The 23,589-nt window shown below is 66.4% G+C and carries 22 protein-coding genes; 10 read left to right on the forward strand and 12 right to left on the reverse strand.

Translation table 11 applies throughout. The features are described from left to right. Nucleotides 1–759 (reverse strand): ZIP family metal transporter, encoded by a 759-nt coding sequence (locus BM310_RS15710; RefSeq protein ID WP_089809483.1) that lies wholly within the window; start codon nucleotides 757–759, stop codon nucleotides 1–3. A gap of 83 nt (nucleotides 760–842) precedes the next feature. Here BM310_RS15710 and BM310_RS15715 point away from each other — a divergent pair, with 83 nt between their 5' ends. Further along, nucleotides 843–1,232: a VanZ family protein gene (locus tag BM310_RS15715; protein ID WP_089809485.1), complete on the forward strand. Its 390-nt coding sequence runs from the start codon at nucleotides 843–845 to the stop codon at nucleotides 1,230–1,232. Nucleotides 1,233–1,289: 57 nt separating this feature from the next. On the opposite strand, the gene BM310_RS15720 is transcribed toward BM310_RS15715, so the two are convergent. Further along, on the reverse strand, nucleotides 1,290–1,718 hold the full coding sequence (locus BM310_RS15720) for a universal stress protein (protein ID WP_089809487.1): 429 nt from the start codon (nucleotides 1,716–1,718) through the stop codon (nucleotides 1,290–1,292). Between the two features lie 101 nt (nucleotides 1,719–1,819). After that, nucleotides 1,820–2,908, reverse strand: a complete 1,089-nt coding sequence (locus BM310_RS15725; protein WP_245778518.1) for a Na/Pi cotransporter family protein — start codon at nucleotides 2,906–2,908, stop codon at nucleotides 1,820–1,822. Nucleotides 2,909–3,096: 188 nt separating this feature from the next. Here BM310_RS15725 and BM310_RS15730 point away from each other — a divergent pair, with 188 nt between their 5' ends. Beyond that, the gene (locus tag BM310_RS15730; protein ID WP_089809489.1) at nucleotides 3,097–3,384 is read left to right on the forward strand and encodes an amphi-Trp domain-containing protein; all 288 of its coding nucleotides are present in this window, start codon (nucleotides 3,097–3,099) and stop codon (nucleotides 3,382–3,384) included. Nucleotides 3,385–3,469: 85 nt separating this feature from the next. On the opposite strand, the gene BM310_RS15735 is transcribed toward BM310_RS15730, so the two are convergent. The 4 genes from BM310_RS15735 to BM310_RS15750 form a co-directional block, all read right to left on the reverse strand. Then, the gene (locus BM310_RS15735) at nucleotides 3,470–3,898 is read right to left on the reverse strand and encodes a CBS domain-containing protein (protein WP_089809491.1); all 429 of its coding nucleotides are present in this window, start codon (nucleotides 3,896–3,898) and stop codon (nucleotides 3,470–3,472) included. Nucleotides 3,899–4,011: 113 nt separating this feature from the next. Next, a complete protein-coding gene (locus BM310_RS15740) occupies nucleotides 4,012–4,218 on the reverse strand; it encodes a DUF7511 domain-containing protein (protein ID WP_089809492.1) in 207 nt (68 codons plus the stop codon). A 630-nt stretch (nucleotides 4,219–4,848) separates the two neighbouring features. Continuing rightward, nucleotides 4,849–5,202 carry a 4a-hydroxytetrahydrobiopterin dehydratase gene (locus tag BM310_RS15745; protein WP_089809495.1) on the reverse strand — a complete coding sequence of 118 codons (354 nt, stop codon included), beginning with the start codon at nucleotides 5,200–5,202 and terminating at the stop codon, nucleotides 4,849–4,851. Between the two features lie 155 nt (nucleotides 5,203–5,357). Continuing rightward, the gene (locus BM310_RS15750) at nucleotides 5,358–8,378 is read right to left on the reverse strand and encodes an FAD-binding and (Fe-S)-binding domain-containing protein (RefSeq protein ID WP_089809919.1); all 3,021 of its coding nucleotides are present in this window, start codon (nucleotides 8,376–8,378) and stop codon (nucleotides 5,358–5,360) included. Between the two features lie 169 nt (nucleotides 8,379–8,547). On the opposite strand from BM310_RS15750, the gene BM310_RS15755 reads away from it, so the two are divergent. Beyond that, nucleotides 8,548–8,928, forward strand: coding sequence for a VOC family protein (locus BM310_RS15755; protein ID WP_089809497.1), 381 nt, complete (start codon nucleotides 8,548–8,550; stop codon nucleotides 8,926–8,928). A 54-nt stretch (nucleotides 8,929–8,982) separates the two neighbouring features. Here the strand turns inward: BM310_RS15755 and aceB are convergent, their stop codons facing one another. After that, entirely contained in the window at nucleotides 8,983–10,287 is a 1,305-nt protein-coding gene (aceB, locus tag BM310_RS15760) for a malate synthase AceB (RefSeq protein ID WP_089809499.1), read from the reverse strand. Nucleotides 10,288–10,721: 434 nt separating this feature from the next. Between aceB and BM310_RS15765 the strand changes: the two genes are divergently transcribed. The 5 genes from BM310_RS15765 to BM310_RS15785 all read left to right on the forward strand — a co-directional run bounded on the left by BM310_RS15765 (nucleotide 10,722) and on the right by BM310_RS15785 (nucleotide 14,791). Then, nucleotides 10,722–11,486: an IclR family transcriptional regulator gene (locus tag BM310_RS15765; RefSeq protein ID WP_089809501.1), complete on the forward strand. Its 765-nt coding sequence runs from the start codon at nucleotides 10,722–10,724 to the stop codon at nucleotides 11,484–11,486. Between the two features lie 180 nt (nucleotides 11,487–11,666). Next, nucleotides 11,667–12,470 (forward strand): HpcH/HpaI aldolase family protein, encoded by an 804-nt coding sequence (locus tag BM310_RS15770; RefSeq protein ID WP_089809503.1) that lies wholly within the window; start codon nucleotides 11,667–11,669, stop codon nucleotides 12,468–12,470. Between the two features lie 686 nt (nucleotides 12,471–13,156). Then, on the forward strand, nucleotides 13,157–13,609 hold the full coding sequence (locus BM310_RS15775; protein WP_089809506.1) for an ester cyclase: 453 nt from the start codon (nucleotides 13,157–13,159) through the stop codon (nucleotides 13,607–13,609). A 204-nt stretch (nucleotides 13,610–13,813) separates the two neighbouring features. Continuing rightward, entirely contained in the window at nucleotides 13,814–14,365 is a 552-nt protein-coding gene (locus tag BM310_RS15780; RefSeq protein WP_089809507.1) for a type 1 glutamine amidotransferase domain-containing protein, read from the forward strand. A 108-nt stretch (nucleotides 14,366–14,473) separates the two neighbouring features. Then, a complete protein-coding gene (locus tag BM310_RS15785; RefSeq protein WP_089809509.1) occupies nucleotides 14,474–14,791 on the forward strand; it encodes a hypothetical protein in 318 nt (105 codons plus the stop codon). Between the two features lie 162 nt (nucleotides 14,792–14,953). Here the strand turns inward: BM310_RS15785 and BM310_RS15790 are convergent, their stop codons facing one another. Genes BM310_RS15790 through BM310_RS15800 form a run of 4 tightly spaced genes read right to left on the reverse strand, consistent with a single transcriptional unit; the run spans nucleotide 14,954 to nucleotide 18,784 of the window. Continuing rightward, entirely contained in the window at nucleotides 14,954–15,241 is a 288-nt protein-coding gene (locus BM310_RS15790) for a hypothetical protein (RefSeq protein ID WP_089809511.1), read from the reverse strand. A gap of 2 nt (nucleotides 15,242–15,243) precedes the next feature. Continuing rightward, nucleotides 15,244–15,414 (reverse strand): hypothetical protein, encoded by a 171-nt coding sequence (locus BM310_RS21500; RefSeq protein ID WP_177232670.1) that lies wholly within the window; start codon nucleotides 15,412–15,414, stop codon nucleotides 15,244–15,246. Between the two features lie 26 nt (nucleotides 15,415–15,440). Then, the gene (fdhF, locus tag BM310_RS15795) at nucleotides 15,441–17,828 is read right to left on the reverse strand and encodes a formate dehydrogenase subunit alpha (RefSeq protein WP_089809513.1); all 2,388 of its coding nucleotides are present in this window, start codon (nucleotides 17,826–17,828) and stop codon (nucleotides 15,441–15,443) included. Continuing rightward, nucleotides 17,825–18,784, reverse strand: a complete 960-nt coding sequence (locus BM310_RS15800; protein ID WP_089809514.1) for a 2Fe-2S iron-sulfur cluster-binding protein — start codon at nucleotides 18,782–18,784, stop codon at nucleotides 17,825–17,827. Before BM310_RS15800 ends, fdhF begins: the two co-directional genes overlap by 4 nt. 793 nt (nucleotides 18,785–19,577) lie before the next feature. Between BM310_RS15800 and BM310_RS15805 the strand changes: the two genes are divergently transcribed. Together BM310_RS15805 and BM310_RS15810 are read left to right on the forward strand one after the other, a co-directional pair. Beyond that, entirely contained in the window at nucleotides 19,578–22,751 is a 3,174-nt protein-coding gene (locus BM310_RS15805; RefSeq protein WP_245778519.1) for a DUF7827 domain-containing protein, read from the forward strand. 51 nt (nucleotides 22,752–22,802) lie between these two features. Further along, on the forward strand, nucleotides 22,803–23,513 hold the full coding sequence (locus BM310_RS15810) for a CPBP family intramembrane glutamic endopeptidase (protein ID WP_089809518.1): 711 nt from the start codon (nucleotides 22,803–22,805) through the stop codon (nucleotides 23,511–23,513). Nucleotides 23,514–23,589 lie beyond the last annotated feature (76 nt).

Genomic DNA, 23,589 nt, shown 5'->3' on the forward strand with positions numbered 1-23,589 from the left:
TCAGGCGAGTCCGCGACGGAGGAGTTTCACGCCGAGCATCAGTACGATACCGCTCAGAAAGACCGCGAAGTGCAGCGCCGCCTTCCGGACGTCTCGATCCTCTTTTATCTCGGGAATCAGGTCCGAGCTGGCGATGTAGACGAAGTTACCCGCGGCGAACGGGAGGAGGAACACGGGCGTCCACCCGACGACGCCGGCGAGGTAGTGGCCCGCGACGCCCCCGAGGATGACGGTGGACTGCGTGAGGTAGTTGAGGACGAGCGCTTGCGTCCGATCGAACCCGCCGTACACGAGGACGCCGAAGTCGCCGAGTTCCTGCGGAATCTCGTGCAGCGCGATGGCTGCCGCCGTCACGAGTCCGACCTCGACGCCGAGGAGGAACGCGCCCGCGACGACCAGTCCGTCGATGAAGTTGTGAATCGTATCGGAGAGCAACACGAGGTACGACACCGGTTCGTGGTCGTGCGTGGCCGCGTGGTGGTGGTGCCAGTGGATGAACTGTTCGAGGACGTAGAACAGACAGAACCCGGCCACGAGAGACAGAAACAACGGGAGCGTGTCCGCTCGACCGTACTCCTGGATGGCGCGGGGGAGGAGGTGGAGGAAGGCGCCGCCGATAAGGCCACCGGCGGCCAACGCGACGAGCAACAACAGGACCCTGTCCAGCAGTTCGTCGTTCAGAAAGAGCGTCAGAGCGCCGAGCCAGGCGATCAGGCTTATGCAGAACGTCGTCCCGACGGTCCAGACGAGTGGGTCCATCGGCCGAGCATGCGTTCGGGACGACGATAGGTGTTCGGACGGCCATCCCGCAAACCAAAGAGCCAGGGGACGTATGGGAACACATGCAGTCTCGATTCCGTGACTCTCGGTGGACGGCGGCTATCGTCGGGACGGTCGTGCTCTTCGTCGCGTCGGTCGTCCCCTCACCGCTGGAGCGTCATCCGGAGTGGAAGTGGGTCGGCCCGGACAAGGTCCTGCATCTGGTCGCACACGCGGCCTACGCGGTGGCACTCGCGGACGCGCTTCGCGGCGGGCGGTGCGACGAGCGACAGGCCGCCGTCCTCGCCGTCTGTGGCTCGACCGTCCACAGCCTCGTGACCGGCCGGGTTCAAGAGCGGGTTCCGGGACGGGCGTTCGAGGTTGCGGACGTCCTCGCGAGCCTCCTCGGCGCGGTGCTCGCCGTGGGGGGCTGGTACGCGAAGAACGGGACGGGCGTCCGAGACGGCGACTGAGACGGTCGGTCGTCGGCGTTCGACGTGGTGTCGCGGTCGGTAGCGGAGGTCGGGTGGCTATCTGACGACGACCACGGGCGTCGGCGCGCGTCTGACCACCGTCTCGGCGACGGACCCGAGGATCGCTCGGGCGACGAGAGAGCGACCGTGACTGCCGATGACTATCGTATCGACGCCGTGCTCCTCGGCGTACGCGACGATCTGGCGGGCGGGCTTTCCGACCCGCGTCGCCGTCGATATCTCTCGGCCGCGGTCGGCGGCGGTCTCCTTCGCCGACGCGAGCAGGGACGCAGAGCGGTCGTTCGCCCGCTTTCGAAGTTCCTCGGACCCGATTAGCGCCTCGGCCCCGTAGCTCTCCTCCACGTAGTCGACGACGTGGAGCGCGGTTATCTCCGCCCCCGGGTACGTCTCCAGTGCGTGTTCGAGCGCCTTCCGTGCGAGCGGCGTCCCGTCGAACGCCACGAGGAGTCGGTCGATTTCGGGCACGGTCGACGTTCGACGCCGAAGCACAAAAGAGGAACCGGAGCGACCGACTGCGACGGCGCGAGCGGAATCGGGCGCGGATGCGCGCGGCGTTCGCCAGCGGGTCAGAAGGGGAACAACGCGAGGGACACCGGAACCAGCACCAGCGAGACGAGGAAGCCGGCGAGCGCTCGTCGGTCGTCGACGAGACGGGTGTGGAACCCCTCGATGGCGTCGAAGTAGACGGAGAACCACAGTAACTCGACCAGCGTCACCGCCGTGCCGACGACGAGGAGGGCCAAGACGAACGCCACTGCCTCGGGCGATTCCAGGACGACGGCGACGACGACTGTGTCGAACAGGGTTCCGATGTTCGCGCCGAGCACGTAGGGGACCACTTCCCGTCGTTCCAGATAGCCGCGGTTGTAGAGCGGGACGATGACGCCGAGCGAGAAGGCGACGCTCGTGGTGATGCCGGTGACGAGGACGCCGAGGCCGAGCGAGACCCACCGCCGACGGAACCGCCGGAACACGCGCTGACGGAGCCACTCGGTATCGACCCGCTTGAGGACGCGGTCGAAGAGGTTCAGGCTGCCGAACAGAACCAGAACGGCCACGCCGAATCCGGGGGCGGCGCCGACGGCGTCGACGATGGCCGTGGTCGCCGGTTCCAGCACCGACAGCGGCTGGAACGTCAGTTCGAGGTGGCCGCCCACGTCCGCGAACGCGGTCCGAAACCAGGGCAACAGGAGGTAGCCGACGAGGGTCGCCGGCAGGTAGACGGAGTGAGTCAACAGGAACGTCAGCAGCCCCAGACTGATGGCTTTTCCCACCGAGTACCGGCGTTTCTGCAGGTAATCCAGCGCGCCGACGAAGACGACGATTGCGGCCGCGCCGAGTCGCGACCCGGCAACCATCAGATACAGTTGCGTCGCCGTGACGACGCCGGCGTCGAACAGCGAGACGGCCAGGGCGGCGACGACCGAACCGTTCGTCAGGGCGTACGTGGCCACCCAACTGACGCCGAGTGCTCGCACGTCGCCGGCGACGTAGCGGTCGAAGAACCGTCCGAGAGGGACTGCCGCCGCCTCCGTCGCCGTCCCCAGCAGTTGGACTCCGAACAGGAACAGCGCCAGCGAAATCAGGCCACCGAGCCAGAGGGGGCCGGAGACGCGGACCCGCGCTATCGTCCCGCTCACGGTACTCGGTTCCACGGTGTTCGCCTCTGGGCGAGGTCCGCCGGGACCATAACGTTTCGCTCCGCTGACGATGCAGAGCGGACGACGCCGCGGAGTCCGGACGACCGAGAGCCGATGCGGGTCCCGCAGCGACGCGACCACGCCGTTCCTACGCGGTGGGAACCACCGACTCGACTATGAGACAGTGGCGCATACGAACCTGCATGGGAGAACTCGAAACCGAAGAACAGCGGACGCGAGCGGAGGTGGCCACCTACCTCCGCGAGTTGGCGGACCAACTCGACGACGACGGTGAAGTGACACTCGAACTCGGGAACCGGCGGGTGACGCTCGAACCGGTCGACCCCATCACGTTCAAACTCGAAGGCGAGTCCGATTGGACCGCAGGCGAACCCGAAGCCAAGCAGAGTATCGAGTTCGAGATGGTGTGGCGGCGGGCGGTCCAGGGGGACGAAGACGCCTCGCTGAACGTCGAACGGACGGACCAATGAGCGACGCGGGTCGCTCTCGACGGTGAAAGAGTGCGCCGGAGGGTGGCGAGTTCGGCCGTGACGACGGTCCGGGCCACCTGCAGCGTCAGTCGTCCGGCTCGTATTCGCGCGACTGTGCCTCGATGACCGTCGCCACGTCGTCGAGCATCTCGCCCGTCGTCGCGACGACGTCGTCGAGCGTTGCGATGCCGACGAGTTTGCCGTCGTCGTCGACGACGGGAATCCGTCGCACCGCCCCGTCGGCCATAGTCGCCGGGGGGTCCACCGCCGTGGCGTCCTCGTGAATCGTCACCGGGTCCGACGTCATGACGTCGGCGGCGGTCAGTTCGGTCAGGTCGTCGTGGTGAGCCACCGCGAGGGCGATGTCCCGGTCCGTGACGATACCGACCGGTTCGTCGTCCTCGACGATGACGAGGTCACCGAGTTCCTCGTCCGCCATCGTCCGAGCGAGTTCCTTCAACGCCGTCTCTCTGTTCGCCGTTTCGGCCTCGACCGCGAGATTGGATACTGGCATGACACTTGAACTGTCGGTTCGCAGTCACAAGTAGTCCGTCGACACCTACCACCAGTCGAGAATCGTGTGGTACTTTAACACGGCTACAGGGAGTCAGTGTCGACGAGAGAGAGCTATCGGACGTCGTCGAGACTGACGAACGAGCCCTCTTTGGCCGTTATCCAGGTCGTCATGCGTTCGAAGTCGTCCGCATCGGGCGGGAACAGCGTACACTCGGCGGGGCGGCCCTGCGAGACGACGATTTCGGCCGCCAACGCGGGGGCGGAGTCGTCGGGAGTCGGCGGTCGTTCGGCTTCGTCGTCGGTCACGCGTTCGCTCATAGTAGTAAGCCTCCGTGTATGTGCGGCAATCCGACGGTACAGCGGGGGAGCGTATAGTTCCCGAACTGAGTTCTCACGTGGTGGGAAGGGGCGCGCGGGGCGTCGCCTCGGCGGACGTCGCCACGGGAGAACCTCGCCGTCCGAACCGCTACTCGAATAGTAGTAGTTGTATCCAGTCGCGGCGAGCGACGGGGCGAGCGACGGCGGCGCCAACAGACGAAATCCGGGGCCCTGTCGCGTCGCGGTACCGGAGTCGCTGGTGAAAGCGCTTCTCTCGCGGAATATCGCGGCGATTCCCTCGTCGACGGGTCGACGACCGGGCGCGAACCGCGGGCGCGTTCGCATCGTCCATCGCAAGCCGACGTGAGCGTCGATTTCGAACGCTGCCTCTCGGCACCCGTCCGCCGATATGTGGTATTTCGGCGATATCTAACCGTCCATCCACGTCCCAGTCGGCGAACGGACTCTGCCGACGGTCCACCGCCAATTAATCCAAGTATTTATACTGATGTCAGGGCCGCGTCGTCGGTCGTCTTCCCTCTCTCGGGACCCGTCGGCGGTAATTCGGTCGGAGTCGTCGCCGCCGTCGGGTCGAAGCCGTCCCGGGGGCCGTCGCTCCGGACCGGCCCGTCACGCGGGCGCGTACTGCTCGTGAATCCGGTCCATCCGCGCCGCCATCACGAAGTCGGTCTTGTGGAGGCCGTCTATCTTGTGCGTCCACATCTCGACGCGGACTTCGCCCCACTCGAGGTGGAGGTCGGGGTGGTGCCACTCCTCCTCGGCGAGTTCGCCTATCTCGTAGGTGAACTCGAGGGCGTCTCTGAAGTCCCCGAACGCGTACGTACCGTCGAGGTGGTGGTCGTCGACGACTTCCCAGACGTCGTCGTCGAGTTCGGCGAGGTAGTCGTCGTACTCGGTTTCGGTGAGCGGTTCGTCCTCTGAGGTGCACGCCTCGCACTCCTGGTCGGCCAGCGTCGATGCCATGGCAGAAAGTACGGTCGCCATCGGCTTGTATCTTCACCAGCGACGGTCCGCTCCGGGGGCGAAAGTCGGCTGAAGGGACGGTGCTAACGGACGAAACGTACCGTGTCCACGGACGCCCTCGCCGAGCGGAACGCCCCGGCGAGGGCGGCGCGCCGCTACAGTCGGTCGGCGACCGCTTCGACGGGGTGTGGCGGGATGCCGTCGGCGCCATCGCGGTCGCCCAGTTGCGAGCGACACGACCCCCCGGGTGCGACCACTCGCTCCCCGTCGCTCTCGTCGACTTTGTCGAACAGCAGACGGCCGATGGTCTTCGAGAGGTCGTAGTGTTCGTCGTGGTACCCGAAACTGCCGGCCATGCCGCAGCAGGTCGAATCTAACGGGTCCACCTCGTAGCCGACGCGGCGCAGGACGCCGACCGCGTGGTGGTCCTTGTTGGTCGCCTTCTGGTTGCAGTGGCCGTGATAGCTCAGCGACCCGGCCGCGCCGGGCGTCCGGTCGGCTATCGGGAGCGACTCGTCGAGTCGAAACGCGTCGAGGTACTCCAGCACGCCGTACGCGCTGTCGGCGACGCGTTCGACCTCGGGGCCGTCGAGCAGGTCGAGGTACTCGTCCTGGAACATCACGGCGTCGGAGGGTTCGACGAACACGACGTCCCAACCGGCGGCGACGGGGCCGGCGAGTCGGTCGGTGTTCGTCCGCGCCCGGTCGGCGGCGAGGTCCAGCATCCCCGTCGAGTAGGCGGCGCGGCCCGACGGGACGGTGTCGCCGGGGACGACGACGTGGACGCCCGCCGCTTCGAGGGCTTCGACGGCCGCCTTCCCGGCCGCGGGGTACGAGTAGTTCGTGTACGTGTCGGGGAACAGCACGACTCGGCGGTCTGCGGTCGCGCGTTCGACGGTCGAGCCGCCGCGTTCGGCGAACCAGTCCCGGAGCGTCTCCCGCCGGAACGGCGGCAGTTCGCGTTCGGGTGCGATGCCGAACACCGTCTGCATGACCCGTCGCGCGCCCGGAACCGCGGTCGCCCAGTTCGACAGCGGTGCCAGCGCCGAGCCGAGTTTCGAGGCGGCGTCGATGTTCGCGAACAGTCGCTCGCGAAGGTCGACGCCCTCCTTCTGGTGGTGCTGGTGTTTCACCTCGGTCTTGAGCTTCGCCATGTCGACGCCGGTGGGGCAGTCGCTCTTGCAGCCCTTACAGCCCACGCAGAGGTCCAGCACCTCCTCCTGAAACCGCTCGGTGTGAATCTCTTCCTCGGGGAGGTCACCGCTGATGGCCGACCGGAGCATGTTGGCGCGGCCGCGAGTCGTCTGGACCTCCTCGTTCGACGCGCGGTACGTCGGACACATCACGTCGTGTCCGGTCTGCCGGCAGGTGCCACAGCCGTTACACAGTTCGACGAGGTGGGTGAACCCGCCTTCGTCGTCGAAGTCGAGCGTCGTCTGCGGCGCGATAGACTGGTACTCCGCGCCGTACCGGAGGTGTTCGCGGTTGTCCGCGCCGACGCCGCGGTCCGCGTCGGGCCCGACGTCGTCGGGACCCGAGCGGTAGACGACGTTGCCGGGGTGCATCCACCAGTCGGGGTCGAAGGCCGTCTTGACCTCCTTGAACGCCTGCCAGAGCTCCTCGCCGTACATCTTGGGGTTGAACTCCGTCCGGGCCATCCCGTCGCCGTGTTCGCCGGAGAACGAGCCGTGGTGTTCGAGGACGAGGTCGGTCACGTCCTCCGTGATGGAGTGCAGGTCCTCGATGCCGGACTCGCTCTTGAGGTTGAGGATGGGTCGGATGTGGAGCGTTCCCGACCCCGCGTGGGCGAAGTACGCCGCCGACGTGCCGTGGTCGTCCAGCACGTCCTCGAACTTCTGCACGTACTCGGCCAACTCCGCGGGCGGCACCGTCGCGTCCTCGATGAACGGGTACGGCTTCGCGTCGCCCTCCAGACTCATCAGCAACGGGATGGCCGCCTTGCGGAGTTTCCACAGTTTCGCCTGGTCGGCGTCGGTGTACGCCTCCACGACGTCGAACGCCGCACCGTCGGCGACGAATCGCTCGTTCGTCGCCGCGATTGCGGCCTCGAAGTCGTCGTGGAGTTCCGAGTCGTACTCCAGCATCAGGGCGGCGTCCGCTCCGTCCGGAATCGGCTCGACGTACTCGGCGTAGCCGTCCGACTCGGCGGCCATGCGGAACACCTCGTCGTCCATCAACTCCACCGCGCTCACGTCGTACTCCAGGGCGACGGGGACGGCCTCCATCGCCTTCACCAGGTCGTCGAAGCAGTAGAGGGCCAGCGCCGTCTCCTCGGGGACCGTCACGAGCGAGAGTTCCGCCTCGACGATGACGCCGAGGGACCCCTCGCTCCCGACGAACAGTTTCGCGAGGTTCATCACTCGCTCGCCGTCGTCGTTCTCGTACACCACCCGGTCGAGGTTGTAGCCCGACACCCGGCGCTTGAGGTCGGGGTACCGGTCGGCTATCTCGGCCTCGTTCTCCTCGACCACCTCGCGGACGGTCCGGTAGACGTGAGCCTCGCGGTCGTCTTTCGAGACGATGTCGTTCCACTCCTCGGAGTCGAGGACGACTTCGCGCGCCTCGACGACGGACCCGTCGGAGAGGACCGCCGTGACGGCTTCGGTGTACGCGTCCGTGATGCCGTACCTGACGGAGTGAGCGCCGGTGGAGTTGTTGCCGATGCCGCCGCCGACCGTCGCGCGGTTCGAGGAGGCCGGGTCGGGGGCGAACTTCAGCCCGTACTCCGAGAGGACGGCGTCCAGGTCGTCCTGCACGACGCCCGGTTGGATGCGGACGCGCTTCTCCTCGGGTCGCACCTCCACCACGTCGTCCATGTGCCGAGACACGTCGAGGACGACGCAGCCCGGACCGACGGTCTGGCCCGCCAGCGACGACCCCGTCCCGCGCGGGAGTATCGGTACCTCGTGCCGCGTCGCCACCTCGACGGCCGCCCGCACGTCCTCGGTGTCGGTGGGATACACCACGCCCGCGGGCTTCGCGCTGTAGATGCTCCCGTCGGTCGAGTACAACACCTGCGCGTACTCGTCGAATTCGACGCCCCCGTCGACGCGGGCGCGGAGGTCACTCGCCAAGTCGCGGTACTCCGCCACGTCGGGACGGTCGTGGCCGAGTTCGCCGGCCGACCAGGTGGCGTCCCTGTCTTCGATCGCCATGTCGAAATCTATCATCGACAATAGTTAAGTCCTATGCTACACGTAACCAGTTACCGCGGGTTCGGGGGCCGTCGCAAGCGCGGCACGGTACGTCACGACACAGCACGGAACGGAATCGACCCACCGCCGAGACCCACACGTATTTGACCCGGGCAGTTCAGAACCAGATATGCCCAGTGTGTCAGTACTACACGTGTGCCTGAACGTGGCGGACGCCGCGGAGTCCATCGCGTTCTACGAACAGTTCGGCTTCACCGAGTCGTGGCAGTTCACCACCCCCGACGGCGAGACGACGAACTACTACGTCAGCGACGACGACGGCGTGGAACTCCAACTCTCCGAGACGGACGGGGAGACGGAGTTCGAGATGGGAACCGGCTGGGACCACCTCGCTCTCGGCGTCGAGGACGTGGACGAGACGGTGGAACGCATCGACCACTACGGCGTCGAGAAGGAACCGGGACCGCAACCGGAAGCCGGCGCGTACACGGCGTTCGTCGCGGACCCCGACGGTCACTCCGTCGAACTCATCGAACCGCTGGAGGAGTGAAGCGCCGGCGGCGAGAACCGCCGAGAGCGAATCGATTCGCGTCGCGTCGGGCCGTCAGTTACCGACGTTCGTGGCGCGTTCGACGACGTCCGACCCGTACATCTCCTCGAGTTCCTCGTGCTGGTCCGGTCGGTGTTCGTAGACGTCCTGGAACAGCGTAATCGGCGTCTGCGCGGCCTGATAGGTTGCCTCGTCCCACATCCGGTCCTTCTGGAGTTCGACTTCGACGCCGTCGACGACGAGCGTCGCGGACTGGGTCATCGCGATGGCGCCCTTGCCCGCCTCTTTCGCGGCTTCGAACTCCTCCATCGAGTCCACGATGTCGTCCATGCTGGGGACGTAGGCGGTCATGTCGAGCAGTTCCTGCCGGAGTTCGTCCTCGTCGAGTTCGTGTTCCTCGCCGCCGACGCGCAGGACGTAGCCGTCGTCGGTCGACTCCAGTCCCACGTCGTCGCCGCGGTACACCTGCTTGCCGTCCTCGGCGTCGAGTTCTATCTCTCGGTCACCGACCTCCAGCAGCCAACTGCCCGTCTTCGGCGGCAGGGGGGACTTGTTCGCCTCGACGACCTGTCCGGGCGTCAGCGACCAGATGCCGAGCATCCCCTTCGCCTGGTTCTCGACCATCCGCTCGTTGTATCCCTCCACGTCGCGGATGTCGTCGTACGGGCCGTCCACCGCGACGAGGCCGGCAGCGCTCGCACCGCGGGAGGTGTTGTGACGGAGTTCCGGCCACGGCGGCAGTTCGCCCGTCGGCGTCATGGCTCGCATGTCCTTCGTGTAGTCGACTTCGCCGTCGACGAGGAGGAACATGCGTTCGAGGTTGTTGGCGGGCCTGCCCATCTCCGCGCGCAGGTCGCCCATCGCCAACTCGGCCTCGCCGCTCTCGACGATGACCGACATCGACAGGCTGCCCTCTTCGAGGCCGTGCTCGTTCTCCACGATGGTGATGAACTCGTCGGCCTTCTTCCAGTCGTCGATGTCGCCGACTTCGGGCACGACGAACCCGTCGATGTGGTCGACGGCGCCGTTGTCCGGGTCGGCAATCTCCAGCATGTGCTGGAAGCCCTGATACCGTGTGCCCGGGGAGTCCCGGTGCCAGACGATGCGCGGATGAATCTCGCCGGGGAAGTCCGCACCGTGTTCGGACACGACTTCGATGATGTTCTCGACGCCCTCGTCGCGCATCGACGGAGCCGTCGCGTCCTCGTTGTCCGGCACCCACACGTCCGGCGCCTGCATCCCGGAGAGTTGGGCCGCGCTTCGCAGCATCTTCGCGGAGTCGTCTTCGCCCTCCACCGCCGTCGGAGAGGTGAAGAACGTTCGGACGAACTCGCGCTCGTAGTGACGCTTGACGCTCATGTGACGTACGGAAGGCCACGTCCGAGATATTTAATCGAACGTATTGTGGCAAAATGTTCGTGGACGTTGCTGACGCACCGAAACGTCACTTCTCTGTACCGTTCGAAGTGGGGAAACAGGACTCTCGGTGACGGTCGCGGTGGCGGAGCGACGTGTCGGGGAACCCCCGACGATTCCCCCATCGAACGGGACTGCTTTGGCGAGACGGACGACAATCGCGCCCACCGCTTCGCGTTCGGAAGCGTCGACGCCGACCGGCCGCGTTCGTGTCTGTTTTGGGTTATATTTCGTCTTTGCGAACGGCCGGCGGGGGCAATCGACAGAACGTCGGCTCGACCGAGCGGTCGAAACGGACGACAGACGCGGCCGGGGGCGGAGGCGAGGGCAGGTGCCGACGGTAATTTTAATCCGCAGGGAGCGGTATCCGTTTCTCAATGAGAAACGCGAAAACGGCGTCGGTGCGGGCGACCGAGACGTCGCTGTCGGTGCTGTCGGGTATCGAGTCCCTCGGCGGCCGTGCCACCCTGGCCGAACTGGCCGAGGAACTCGACTTCGCCAAGAGCACGATATACAAGCACCTCAACACGCTGGAGAACGGCGGATTCGTCGTCTTCCGCGACGGCGAGTACCTCGTCGGCCTGCGCTGTCTGGAGTTGGGGGGCATCGCCCAGCGATACGACGGCATCTACGACGTGGCGAAGCCCGAAGTGCGACGGATGGCCGTCGAGACCGGCGAGTTGGCGAACCTGATGATAGAGGAACGCGGGTACGGAATCTACATCCACACCACGAGCGGCGACCGAGCGGTGAACCTGGACACGAGTCTGGGCAAGCGCGTGTACCTCCACCAGACGGCCATCGGCAAGGCGTTGCTGTCGAGTCTCTCGGACGACCGGGTCGAAGAGATTCTCGACCGACGCGGCCTGCCCGGCGAGACGGAGCACACCATCACGGACCGCGAGACGCTGTTCGAGGAACTGGCGGCGATTCGGTCCGAGGGCGTCGCCTACGACAAGGAGGAACGAGTGGACGGAACCGGATGCGTCGGTGTCCCGGTGGACACCGGTGACCGACGGGAGGCCGCCATCAGCATCACCGCGCCCATCAACCGCCTCGCGTCGGCCGAACGCGAACGAGAGATCATCGACACGGTGAAACAGGCGGCCAACGTCATCGAGGTCAACCTCGCCCACGAGTGAGTGCCGCGGACAGTCCAACGGCTCCGGGCATTACACTACTACCGCTGTTCGCTTTCGGCGGCCGTTCGGACTCGGCGTTCGCGAAACGGCGGGCCGAACCGCCGACACACTCGCCAGCGACTGACTGTCCGCCGTCGACGCAGACAGCGTTATGACGACGGGGAGTGTCACCTGTGGGATATGACAGACACGCAGTCGACGAACGACCTGCGGGCGGCTTTCGAGAGCGGCGGCGTCGCACTCGGCGTCCTCGAGAACGCGTACAGTCCGACGCTGGTGGAGTTGTACGGTGAACTCGGCGCGGACTTCGTCTGGATCGACCTCGAACACGGCGGCCCCTCGCCCGACCACGCGCCGGCGATAGAAGAGTTGCTCCGGGCGGCCGAGCGAACCGGCACGGAACTGCTGGTCCGGGTGCCGGACACGGCGCCCGCGACGGTTCGGAAGGCGCTGGACACCGGCGTTCGGAACGTGTTCCTCCCGCGCGTGCGGGAGGCGGAGACGGTGCGGGCGGCCGTCGAGGCGGCGCGGTTCCGGTACGAGGGCGGCCCCGGGGAACGGGGACTGGCGGCCCCGCGCGCCCGCCGGTGGGGACTCGCCGACGACTACCTCGCCACCGAGGACAGAGAGACTCTGGTCGGGACCACGATAGAGACGGCGGCGGCCGTCGAGAACGTCGAGGAGATTCTGTCCGTCCCGGAGTTGGGGTTCGTCTTCGTCGGACCGTTCGACCTCTCGGTGTCGCTCGGACACCCCGGCGAGATAGACCACCCGGAGGTGCAGGAGGCCGTCGAACGCGTCCGGTCGGCCGCCGTCGAGGCGGACGTTCCGCTCGGCGGACTCGGGTTCGGGATGGACGACGTGAACGGGAAGGCCGAGACGGGCTACCAACTCCTCCACCTCGGAAGCACGGCCGGCGTCCTCAGCGAGACGGTCAGGTCGTGGCTCGACGCGTTCGAGGGTGACCGCGCGGGGCAGACGTAGCGACGGCCGTCCCCGTCGTTCCGCACTCTCGGCTCACTTCTCCTGTGCGTCCACCGCCACGGCGGCCGGGTCGACGACGCCGTTCACCCCGTCACCGCCCGGGTGACGTGGGCGGGTCGTCCACGCCGACGGGTATCGGTCCGACTGCTTCGGCGTCGCCCGGTCGCTGGAGCAGTCTGTAACCGGCGACGCGTACAACTGCAAATGTTTTATCGTCGGAAAGCTTTTCCGAAAACGGACGTCGGCGTACCTCGCCTTCGAGTGGTTTCGCCGAGCGAAAGCGGCTAAAGCGTCTCTTTTCACCTCGTCCGGAGGGGGTCGGCAGGCTCACTCTCGACCGGTCGGACCGACAGAGACGTAACGCTTCGGAGTCGCGTTGAGCGAACTAGAGGGCACTCTACCGCGAGAATCGGAGACTGCGTCGGCCGAACGCGGCACCGACTCGGCGCACTCGAAGTCCGTCCCGAACGAGGGTTTCGAATGTAAATAATTGTATTCAATACCTTGTCGAAGCCCGCAAGCCGTGATAGGTTTCAGTAGCCGTGTCGAGTACCGGCGCACGTCTGGCCAGTATCCGTCACTGTCGGACGTTTCCCTGATATATACCTTGTGACTCCTCTCATCTGATAAAAATTTGAGATGAAGCTTTGGTGCTCGTTATCGAATCTTACGGCGGGGAAGCAGTCATGTCAACGAAATCAGAAGATAACAAGCGTATCGTCCGCCGAATCCGTGACGAAGTCGAGGAGCAGGGAGATCTCGGCGCAGTCGACGAGATATTCGCCGAGGACGTCGTGGTACACACGCCGATGGGGGAGTTCAGCGGTCGTGAGGCGATCAAAGAGATGTACGAAGGTGACCGCAAGGCGTTTTCCGACTCCACGGAGACGATCCACGACTTCGTCGCCGAAGGGAACACCGTCGCCATTCGGATGACGGAGCGTGGCACCCACGACGGTGAGTTCATGGGGATGGAGCCGACAGGCAAGGAGTACGAGATACAGACCACCGCCTTCCTCCACCTGGAGGACGGGAAGGTCGCTGAATGGTGGATCCAACCCGATACCCTCGGCTTCTTGCAACAACTCGGTGTGAACCCCGAGAACCTCAGTGAAGCGATGCCAGCCGAGGACGACTGAATCCGGTTCGTCGTCACACCCTCACGTGAGTCGAACCAGACGTCGAAGTCTCCCTCCTCCCGTGAAACGGCGAGGCTTCGCTCGGACCGTGAACGACGCAGTCGACGACGAGTTCGCGGAACTGCTTCCGCCGGACCGGCGAGAGCGTCGGTCGCACCACGTCGGCCACTTCGTTTAGGCGCGTGGGGAGGAGATAATTAGTCGATGTCAGACCGACTCGACGAGACGAACGTCGCCGTCGTCCTCGCACCGCGCGGGACCGAACAGGTAGAGTTCACGGAACCGAAGGCGACGCTGGAGAACGCCGGCGCGAACGTCGACGTCGTCGGCACAGAGACGGGCGAGGCGCAGGCCGTCCACGACGACCTGGAGGCGGGCGACACGTTCGAGGTGGAGCGGTCGTTCACCGAGATAACCGCGGACGACTACGACGCACTCGTCGTCCCGGGCGGGACGGTCGGTGCCGACACGCTTCGCGCGAACGAGGAGGCTGTCGAGTTCGTGCGGGCGATGGCCGACGACGACAGGCCGATGGGCGTCATCTGTCACGGCCCGTGGCTGCTGGTCGAAGCGGGCGTCGCCGAGGGCCGGACGCTCACCTCGTACCCGAGCCTCCGGACGGACGTTCGGAACGCCGGCGGCGAGTGGGTGGACGAGGAAGTCGTGGTTGACGACGGCGTGATAACGAGCCGGAATCCGGACGACTTGGACGCCTTCTGCGACGCTCTCGTCGAGGCGTTCGGCGAGGACGCGTAGAGACGGAATCGACGGCTGCAGAACCGCCGGCGTCGCAACCGACGGCCGGCCGCCACGCGGGAAAATCTGCCGTTGCTTCTATACGCTCGGCCCGGGTCGTTGCCGACGATGGCAGACGACGCAGACAGCGGCGCGACCGGCGAATCGGCCACCGAACACACGACCGACGCGTGGGAGGCCCAGGGCGTCGTGGACGACCGCGGTGGCTACCCGGCGCACGCCTCGAAGTCAGAGGGGCAGGGCGACGAAGGACTCCTGCGGGTCGGCTTCCGCGACGACGACGAGGACCTCAAACGAATCTCGTGGGACGAGTTCCGGGATGAGTTCGAGGAGAAGGAATTGGCGCTGGCGTACTCGACTGACGACTCGCCCGTCGAGGGCGAGAAGACGGCGACGCTGGTCGAACGCGACCACGCGGACGGCTGAGTCGAATTCGGGTCCACGCGGGGCGACTCGAACCCGACCTCGCGTTCGAGAGCGCGCGACGCGGTGCCGCGACGGCCATTACACCGCTACGGCTGTACGGCTAAAGTGTTGTGGCCGAGCGAACCGTCCGTTCGATGGCGGTCCGGCTCTCAGCCCTCCCTCTCATCGGTTCTTCGGGGCGTCCTTCGGAATCTGGCCCGTGAGGAGGTTGTAGAGGACGCCGAATCCCGACAGCACCAGAACGAACAGGAGGTTCAGCGCCGCGTTGGGGACGACTGTCTTCGTTCGGAAGATTCGGCTCCCGCAGGACGGGCACGTCGTCTCGTCCGCGTCGAACCGGGTGTCGCAGACGGTACAGTCGTGTGCGTCGTGCTCCCGGTCGCTGCGGACGCCGACGGGACCTCCGGCGTCGAGGCCGAGGAGTCGCTTGGCTCGGTGGGTTCGCTCCATCCTCAGCCCTCCTCGGACGGGTTCTCGACGCTGGCGTGTTCCGCCTCGACGTGGTCGCGCACCGCCGCCTCGGTGTCGAACGACTCGTGGCAGAACTGACATTCGTGGTCCTCTGCGGTCGGGTTGTCTGACTTCGCGTCCTCGGCTTCGGGGTGGTCGTATTCGTCTGACATGGTGTGTGGATTCGGTTTCGGGAGCGTCAGTCGTCCGCTTCCGACGGCGACTTCGACGAAACCGCGGTGTCCGTCGTCGTCTCCGCGTCCTCGGCGCGTTCGAGTCGGACTCTCGTCACCTTGAACTCGGGGACGTTGGCCTGTTCGTCGAGGTGTTCCTCGTCGGTGAGTTGGTTCGCGACGTCGCCGCCGAGGTAGTGCATCGGGACGAACACGTCGTCGGGGCCGATGCGGTCGGTCACCTGCGCCATCGCCGCTATCTCCCCCTTCCGCGAGGCGATTCGAACCGTCTCGCCGTCGTCGACGCCGAGCGATTCGGCCGTCTCGGGGTTTATCTCGACGAACAGTTCGCCGGTGTAGGAGTGAATCCCCTCTTCGCGGTCGGACATCGTGCCCGTGTGGTACTGGTAGAGCACGCGGCCGGTCGTCAGCGAGTAGGGGTAGTCCTCGGTATCCAGGTCCGTCTCGGCGGGACCGGTGATGTCGGTGGGGAACATGTGGGCCTTCCCGTCGGCCGTGTTGAACTCGTCCAGGTAGAGGTGCGGCGTCCCGGGGTGGTCCTCGTCCCAGCACGGCCACTGGAGTTCCTCCCCCGCTTCGAGGCGTTCGTGCGTGATGCCGCCGTAGATGGGCGTGAGGTCGTTCACCTCGTCCATGACGTCGCTGGGCGAGTCGTAGTCCCAGTCGTAACCGAAGCGTTCGGCGAGTTCCTGCGTGATGACCCAGTCGGGTTTCGCCTCGCCCGGCGGGTCCACGGCGCGCTTGACGAGTTGGACGTGTCGGGTCGAACTCGTGTACGTCCCGTTCGTCTCGACTGACGAGGTGGCCGGGAGGACGACGTCCGCGTGCTCTGCCGTCTCCGTGAGGAAGATGTCCTGCACGGCGAGGAAGTCGAGGTCCTCCGCCAGAATCTCCTCCGCGTGGTCGACGTTGGGTTCCGAGTAGACGGGGTTCTCCCCCTCGACGAACATCGCCTTGACGTTGCCCTTGTCGGCGGCGAGGAACTGTTCGGTGATGGTGAGACCGGCCTGGTCGGGCAGGTCATCGACCCCGTACGCCTCCTCGAACTTCTCGCGGGCCTCGTCGTGCGTCACCTTCTGGTAGCCCGGGAAGTTCCCCGGAACCGGCCCCATGTCGCCGCCGCCGCCCTGCACGTTGTTCTGCCCGCGGAACGGGGCGAGGCCCGACCGTTCCGTGCCGACGTGGCCCGTCACGAGTGCGAGATTCGCCATCGAGATGATGTTCTCCGTCCCGTGGCTGTGTTCGGTCAGGCCGAGCGTCCAGATGAACACGCAACTGTCGGCCTCGGCGATGGACTCGGCGGCGCGCTTCAGTTTCTCCGGCGGGACGCCGGTGTGTTCCTCGACGTACTCGGGCGTGAACTTCCGGACGCCCTCCTTCACCTCGTCGAAGCCGACGGTTCGCCGTTCGATGAACTCCTCGGCGTGCAGACCCTCCTCGATGATGTGCCGGGTCAGCCCGTTGAGCCAGACGGTGTCGAAGCCGGGTTCGACCCGGGCGTACTGGGTGGCGTACTCGGCTATCTGCACCTTTCGCGGGTCGAAAACGAACGCCTCGGCGTCCGTCTCCTTGAGGTTCTGCTTGATGTCGGTCGCCAACACCGGGTGGGCTTCGGTGGTGTTCGACCCGGTGATGAGATAGCAGTCGGCGTTGCCGAGTGCCTCCGGGCCGACCGACCCGGCGCCGTAGCCGACGGTCTGGGAGAGACCCGCGACGGTCGGCGAGTGGCAGAGCCGGTTGCAGTTGTCGATGTTGTTCGTCCCGAGGACCTGCCGGGCGAACTTCTGCATGAGGTAGTTCGCCTCGTTCGACGTCTTCGAGGAGGAGACGAGACCCAGCGCGTCGGGTCCGTGGTCGTCGGCCGTCTCCTGCAGTCCGTCGGCGACGCGGTCTAAGGCCTCCTCCCACGACGCCTCGCGGAACTCGCCGTCCTCTTTCACGAGCGGCGTCGTCAGCCTGTCCTCGTGGTTCGCGTAGCCGTAGCCGAACTTCCCCTTCACGCAGGTGGAGATGCCGTTGATGGGGGCTTTCTCGGGGTTCGGCCGGACGCCGAGTACCTCGTCGTCCTTCGAGAGCACGTCGAACCGGCAGCCCACGGCGCAGTAGCCGCAGGTGGTGTCGGTCACGTCCACCTCGGAGAGTCGGTAGTCGCTCAGGGCGTCGGCGACGTCGAACAGTCGCCCCTCCGACATCGAGTTCGCCGCGACGGACTCGGCGACGTGTTCGAGCGGTGCGAACGGCCCGCCGTGTCCCTCGTCGGTCCCGTGACTGGTCGACGTGTCGCTCCGCTGCTGTGCCGACCGCGCTTTCTCGCGGGCGCGGGCCATGAAACCCGCGACGCCGGATTTCTCGCTCGGGTCCGTCTCCGTCTGGTTCGGTTGGTGGTCGCTCATTCGTCCTCCGAAAGGTTCGGTCGCTCGTCCTTCTTCATCGGCGTCATCTGGCGGGACTGACGCTCGTAGTCCTCGCCGACGACCGTGCCGATGCTGTTCTTCTGGTTGAACCCCGGTAGGGGTATCGTCGCCACGTCGGTCAGTCCCTGCTCGACGAGTGCGCCGGTCGGACACACCGTCGCGCAGTGCCCGCAGGAGACGCACGTCGAGTCCATCATCGTCTCCGCGCCGTTCTGGAACGCGATGCGCGTGTCCGGACCGCTCCCCTCGATGCGGAGGACGCCCTCCACCTGCACGTCGTTGCACGCCTCGACGCAGCGGTTACAGAGGATGCACTTGTTGCGGTCGATCTGGATGAACGGCGAGGAGTCGTCGATGGGTTCGTACTCCTCCCGGTCGTCGAAGACGCCGTAGCGCGGGTCTTCCACGTCCTGTTCGATGGAGGCGTCCTGCAGTTCGCACCGACCGTTCTGGCCGCAGGTCGTACACCGGAGGTTGTGGTCGGACAGGACGAGGTCGAGGTTGACCTCGCGCGTTCGCGTCGCCTCCTCGGTGTCGGTGCGGACGGTCAGTCCCTCCTCGGCCGGGAAACTGCACGACGGAACCATCCCGTGCGCGTCCGTCTCGACGACGCACGTCCGGCACTCGCTGCGCGGGCCGATTCGCTCGGCGTCCTCGGTGTCGGCCTCGTAGTTGCAGAGTGCGGGGACGTCCTCGGCGTCGCCGACGGACGCGATGGCGTCGTAGACGGTGTCGCCCTCGGGGACGGACACCGACGCGCCGTCGACGGTTATCTGAACCTCCTCGCGCGTCCCCACGTCCGGGTCGTTCGCCGTCCCGGGCTCGAAGTCGTCCGTCACCCGGTTGCTCGGCGTCGGGTCCGCGACGTTCGGGACGGTCGGAAGCGGTTCGGTATCGGTACCAGTCGTTCGACTCGGTGTGTGGTCCGTGCTCATTTCGTGTCCTCCGTGGGGTCTCGCTACGCCGCCCCGGCCGCCCGCACCCGGATGCCGCGTGAGACCGCCGGATGCTAATCGCCCGCGCTCGGGCGGCGCGGTGCCAGCGGCGCGTCCAGAGTTCGCCGGGGCAGTGGCGGAGACCGTGCACAGCGTCTCTCGTTCGGGTCCGTGCCGCGACCGTCTCGAGACGTTAATTTACGCCACTCACCACGCGTTGTAAAGTATTTGGGCCGGTCGGTGGGCGTCCATCTCACCGTGCGTACTCGCCACCTCACGAACGCTGGGTCGCCGGCGACGACCCCGTGGCGACCGATTAGCGAGGTAATAACTTCTCGTTCCGAGGGTTACGAACCCGTTAATCGCCCGTGTTCGGCCCGTGCCGGCCGCACGAAGGGGGAGCCGTGTGCGTCAGCAGCGTCGAGAGTGAAAGGTCATCGAGAGGGTCCGAAGCCGGCGGCAATCCGGGACGCGCTGGGGTGACGGCGGCCAGTTTCGATCCGAGGGACTCGGTTGGCGAGGCAGTCGCGGACCGCGGGTGCGGGAGTCGGATTCGAGGCGGGGAGCGAGCGACCGCAACGACGGCCCTCGCCCTGTCAGACGCGGTGAGCGTGTTCCTAATCAATCATTCCGGTACACAAACTACTTAACGCAGTCGTCACGTGGTTTACATGCTCCCTCCACGCGGCGACGACATCGCGAGCGACTCTCCAGACAGCCCCCCGTCGCCGCAGATATTCAGACAACAATGACAGCAACCACGACTCAGTTACGCACGCTACTCCTGGCAGTGATGGTGGTGACGTCCGTGTTCGCCGGCGTACCGGCGTTCGCGGGGACGGCCGCCGCGGCCGCCGGTACCGTCTCTGGCCCGGCATCGGACGTCGAAATCGGGTCCGACGCGGACTTCACTGTCAGCGACTCCGACCAGACGACGAGCACGGAGATAGTCTACTTCAGCAGCACAGACGACACGTTCAACCAAACAGTCACGCGGGACGGTGACGGGACGAACACGACGTTCAACGTCGGCACGGTCCCCATCGTCGACGACGACCTGGACGGACTACTCACCGACGAGGTCAACGTCTCGAACGCCTCCACGGGCGCGAAGTACAACGTGACCGGAATCGACCCGGTCGCCGGCGACGTGACCGTCGAGAACGCGCCCCCCGCGGGTACCGACAACGTCCGAATCGAGTACACCCTCGCGCCGGAGGCGCAGAGCATCAACCCCAACGGCGGGTCGACGACGGCGACCATCGGCACGTCCAGTTCGTCCTCCTCGACCGGCGACGACGTCCTGCAGGTGACCGACGGCGACACCATCACCGCCGCCTACTGGGACGATAGCGAGGGCGAGTACCAGTCCGACACCGTCGGCGTGACGGCCGCCAACACGGCGCCGACGGCGAACGACGACAGCGTGACGATAAACGCCACCGAGAGCGTCGTGATAGACGTCCTCGACAACGACGACGACGCCGACGGCAGCCTCAACGCCTCCACGGTGACCGTCGTCTCACAACCGAGCGACGGGACGACGACGGTCTACGACAACGGCAGCATCCGGTACACCCACACCGGCGACGAGACGGACTCGACGACGGACTCGTTCACCTACGAGGTCGACGACGACGACGGCAACACGTCGAACACCGCCACCGTTGACGTGACCGTCGACGCCGCCGCGCCCGACGAGGAAGCGCCGGAGTACCTCGAGAGCGTCCACTACGACGAGGACACGGGCGACGACGAGACCGAGATAGAGATTTCGTTCTCCGAACCGGTCCAGAACCTCGGCGACGCGCGCCTCTACATCGACGACGCGCCGCAGGGAACGCTGTCGGAGTACGCCTCGGACATCTCGAACGACGACGGCCGGTACGTCGCGACGGTCGACAGCGACCAGGTGAACAACGGGGACATCCAGATACGCCTCACCGACGACGTCACCGACGACTCCGGCAACGAACTGTCGAACACCGGCAACAAGACCGTCGCGACCGCACCCGTGACCGTCTCCTCGTCGCGACGGGACGTGACGGCGTTCGTCGGGTCGAGCGTCGCCATCGTCGCCGCCGACGACCAGACGCCCGTCGAGATTACGGACGGCGACTTCTTCCGCTCCGGGTCGACAGGGCTGAACAGCAACGTCTACGTGTTCGAGACGGCGAACCGCGAGACCGACGACTACGACGTGGACGTCGGAAGCGGCGGCAGCGAGTACGACGCCGAAATCGTCCTCCGCCAACTCGGCCTCGACGTCGACGTGGACGACGAGAACGTCACCGACGAGGACGAAATCGAGGGGACCATCACCGCGAACGCCGGCAACCGACCGGTGACCGTCGAACTCCTCGACGACGACGGCGAGGTGGTCGAGGACGGGACCATCACCGGAAACCTCGACGGACAGGCCGAGTTCGAGTTCAGCTTCGACGCGTCGGACCTCGACCTCGAACCGGGCGAATACACGGTGCGAGTGACCGACGAACAGTCCGGCGTCGAGACCGAGTCCGACGACATCGTCGTCAGAGAACAGGGCGAAGGCACCGCCGACATCGGCGGCAACGGCATCTTCACCGAGAATCGCGGTGACGTGGCGGAGATAGAGATAGAGATTCGCAACACCGACACGGCGACGCTGACCATCGGCGACGAGGACGTCGGGTTCGTGTCGAACGTGACCGTCGTGGACGACGACGGCGACGGCGAAGTCGTCCTCGAGTTCAACACGTTCGCCGTCACCGGTCTGGAGGGCGAACTCTCCAACGACCAACGCGACGCCGTCTTCGACACGGCCGACGACGCGGACGACGTCGACAGCGCCGACGTGGACGAGGAGTACTCGGTCAGCAACCTCCTCGAACGCTCCGAGTACCCCCTCGAAGTCCAGTCCGGCGAGCGGTCCGACCGGGACGACACCGAGGGCGTCGGCACCCTCGTCCTCGAAGAGCGCAACACCACGTCCGTCCAGAGTTGGACCGCGCCGTCGCGGTCCAGTCTGGACGAGAACGAGGAAGTGTACCAGGCTCTCGCCAACAACAACCTGACGCGGGACGACGAAATCGCCTACGGTGACCTCGCGGTCCACCGAATCGAGGCGTCGGGCATCGAGGGCGCAATCGCCGCCGAGGGCGACGACGCGACGGACGCGTTCTTCGACATGGTGAACGACGGCACGGTCCTGTTCTCGGTCGAACAGGACGACCCCGGTCCGAACCGTGACCCGTACCAGTTCGTCCTCGACGACGGGAGCGCCGACGTCGTCGCAGACGCGGACAACGACACGTACTACGTCGTCGTCGACACCGACGACGTCGAGGCGACGGAGCGAAGCGTGGGCGAGGACGACTCGCTGACGGCGAACTTCACCGTCCCCGAGAACTCCGACCTCGCCGGCGACGACGAGGAGACGGTCCTGACCGAGTACGAACTCGTCGAGGCCGAACACGAGGTGGAGGAACCCGTCGAAGTGTCCGCGACTACCGGGCAGGTCGTCCGCGGCGAGACGACCGTCGCCCCCGGGACGCGCCTCGACATCCGGATTCGGTCCAGCGGCGACACGCGGCCGCCGTTCATCAAGACCGGCGTCGCCTACGTCTCCGAGAACGGGTCGTTCCGCGGCACCTTCGACTTCAGCGAAGAGCAGGTCAACGACACGTTCGAGGTGGTCGTCCAGGGCGGCCCCGCAGGCACGCTCACCGTGGACGGGAGCATCGTCGACGACGGCGAGACGCCGACGCCGACGGACACCCCCACGGACACCGAGACGCCCACCGACACGGTGACGCCCACGGAGACGACCGACACCCCGACGGACACGCCGACCGACACCCCGACTGACACGCCGACGGCCACACCGACGGAGACGCTGCAACCCGTCGGGACGCCCGGCTTCGGCATCCCCGTCGCCGTCGTCGCACTCCTCGCCGCGGCCCTCCTCGTGAGCCGCCGCGACTGAGGACGCACCGCCTCCCAAACGGTTTTCTCGCCGTCGCGCGACGAGAGAGACATGGAACTGTCCGTTCGCGCGCGCGGCGTGGCCCGTCCGGCGCTCGAAGTCGTCGGACTCACCGTCGTGGCGTTTCTCGTCGCGCTGGTGGCCGGCGTGGTGTTCATCGTACCGCTGGTGGCGCTGGGCTACGACGTCCGAACCACCGCGGTGCTGCTCGGCGCGACGGCCGTCGGACAGGCGGGCTTTCTCGCCGTCGGTTACGCGTACGCACGGGTTCGGGACGTGCGCGTCTCGGTCGCACTGCCGTCCGTCCGCGACGTGGCCGCCGTCGCCGTCGGAACGATCGTCGCGCTGGTTCTGGCCGTCGCCCTCTCGGTGCTGCTGTCGGTTCTCGGACTGGTGCCCGAGTCGGTCATCGGCGAGGCGGGGATGGAAGACCCGACGTTCCTGCTCGGATTGGCCGCGCTCTCGGTGGTGCTCGTCGCACCCGCCGAGGAGTGGCTGTTCCGGGGCGTGATTCAGGGGCGCCTGCGCCAGCGTGTCGGGCCGGTTCCGGCGGTGGTCGGGTCCAGCCTCCTGTTCGGGTCGATGCACCTCACGAACTACACGGGCGCGCTCGCGCCCATCGTCGCGGGCGCGGCGCTCATCGCCGTCGTCGGCGGCGTCTTCGGGGCGCTGTACGAGTACACCGACAACCTCGCGGTGCCCATCGCCGCGCACGCCGTCTACAACGTCGTGTTACTGTCGGTGTCGTACGCGGCGATGTAGGGCGGGCGGAGGCAGAAGCGGAGAAGACGACGGAGCGGGGAACAACCCGGCGAGGCGACCAATTTTTCCCCGGTCC

The organism is Halogeometricum rufum (assembly GCF_900112175.1).
Lineage (GTDB): Archaea > Halobacteriota > Halobacteria > Halobacteriales > Haloferacaceae > Halogeometricum > Halogeometricum rufum.

Coding starts and splice junctions, on each gene's coding strand:
- BM310_RS15755 (WP_089809497.1), top strand. CDS start 8,548: ATGCCCAGTGTGTCAGTACTACACGTGTGCCTGAACGTGGCGGACGCC.
- fdhF (WP_089809513.1), bottom strand. CDS start 17,828: ATGAGCGACCACCAACCGAACCAGACGGAGACGGACCCGAGCGAGAAA.
- BM310_RS15775 (WP_089809506.1), top strand. CDS start 13,157: ATGTCAACGAAATCAGAAGATAACAAGCGTATCGTCCGCCGAATCCGT.
- BM310_RS15710 (WP_089809483.1), bottom strand. CDS start 759: ATGGACCCACTCGTCTGGACCGTCGGGACGACGTTCTGCATAAGCCTG.
- BM310_RS15730 (WP_089809489.1), top strand. CDS start 3,097: ATGGGAGAACTCGAAACCGAAGAACAGCGGACGCGAGCGGAGGTGGCC.
- BM310_RS15785 (WP_089809509.1), top strand. CDS start 14,474: ATGGCAGACGACGCAGACAGCGGCGCGACCGGCGAATCGGCCACCGAA.
- BM310_RS15770 (WP_089809503.1), top strand. CDS start 11,667: ATGACAGACACGCAGTCGACGAACGACCTGCGGGCGGCTTTCGAGAGC.
- BM310_RS21500 (WP_177232670.1), bottom strand. CDS start 15,414: ATGTCAGACGAATACGACCACCCCGAAGCCGAGGACGCGAAGTCAGAC.
- BM310_RS15740 (WP_089809492.1), bottom strand. CDS start 4,218: ATGAGCGAACGCGTGACCGACGACGAAGCCGAACGACCGCCGACTCCC.
- BM310_RS15810 (WP_089809518.1), top strand. CDS start 22,803: ATGGAACTGTCCGTTCGCGCGCGCGGCGTGGCCCGTCCGGCGCTCGAA.
- BM310_RS15715 (WP_089809485.1), top strand. CDS start 843: ATGCAGTCTCGATTCCGTGACTCTCGGTGGACGGCGGCTATCGTCGGG.
- BM310_RS15800 (WP_089809514.1), bottom strand. CDS start 18,784: ATGAGCACGGACCACACACCGAGTCGAACGACTGGTACCGATACCGAA.
- BM310_RS15765 (WP_089809501.1), top strand. CDS start 10,722: ATGAGAAACGCGAAAACGGCGTCGGTGCGGGCGACCGAGACGTCGCTG.
- BM310_RS15735 (WP_089809491.1), bottom strand. CDS start 3,898: ATGCCAGTATCCAATCTCGCGGTCGAGGCCGAAACGGCGAACAGAGAG.
- aceB (WP_089809499.1), bottom strand. CDS start 10,287: ATGAGCGTCAAGCGTCACTACGAGCGCGAGTTCGTCCGAACGTTCTTC.
- BM310_RS15790 (WP_089809511.1), bottom strand. CDS start 15,241: ATGGAGCGAACCCACCGAGCCAAGCGACTCCTCGGCCTCGACGCCGGA.
- BM310_RS15745 (WP_089809495.1), bottom strand. CDS start 5,202: ATGGCATCGACGCTGGCCGACCAGGAGTGCGAGGCGTGCACCTCAGAG.
- BM310_RS15805 (WP_245778519.1), top strand. CDS start 19,578: ATGGTGGTGACGTCCGTGTTCGCCGGCGTACCGGCGTTCGCGGGGACG.
- BM310_RS15750 (WP_089809919.1), bottom strand. CDS start 8,378: ATGGCGATCGAAGACAGGGACGCCACCTGGTCGGCCGGCGAACTCGGC.
- BM310_RS15780 (WP_089809507.1), top strand. CDS start 13,814: ATGTCAGACCGACTCGACGAGACGAACGTCGCCGTCGTCCTCGCACCG.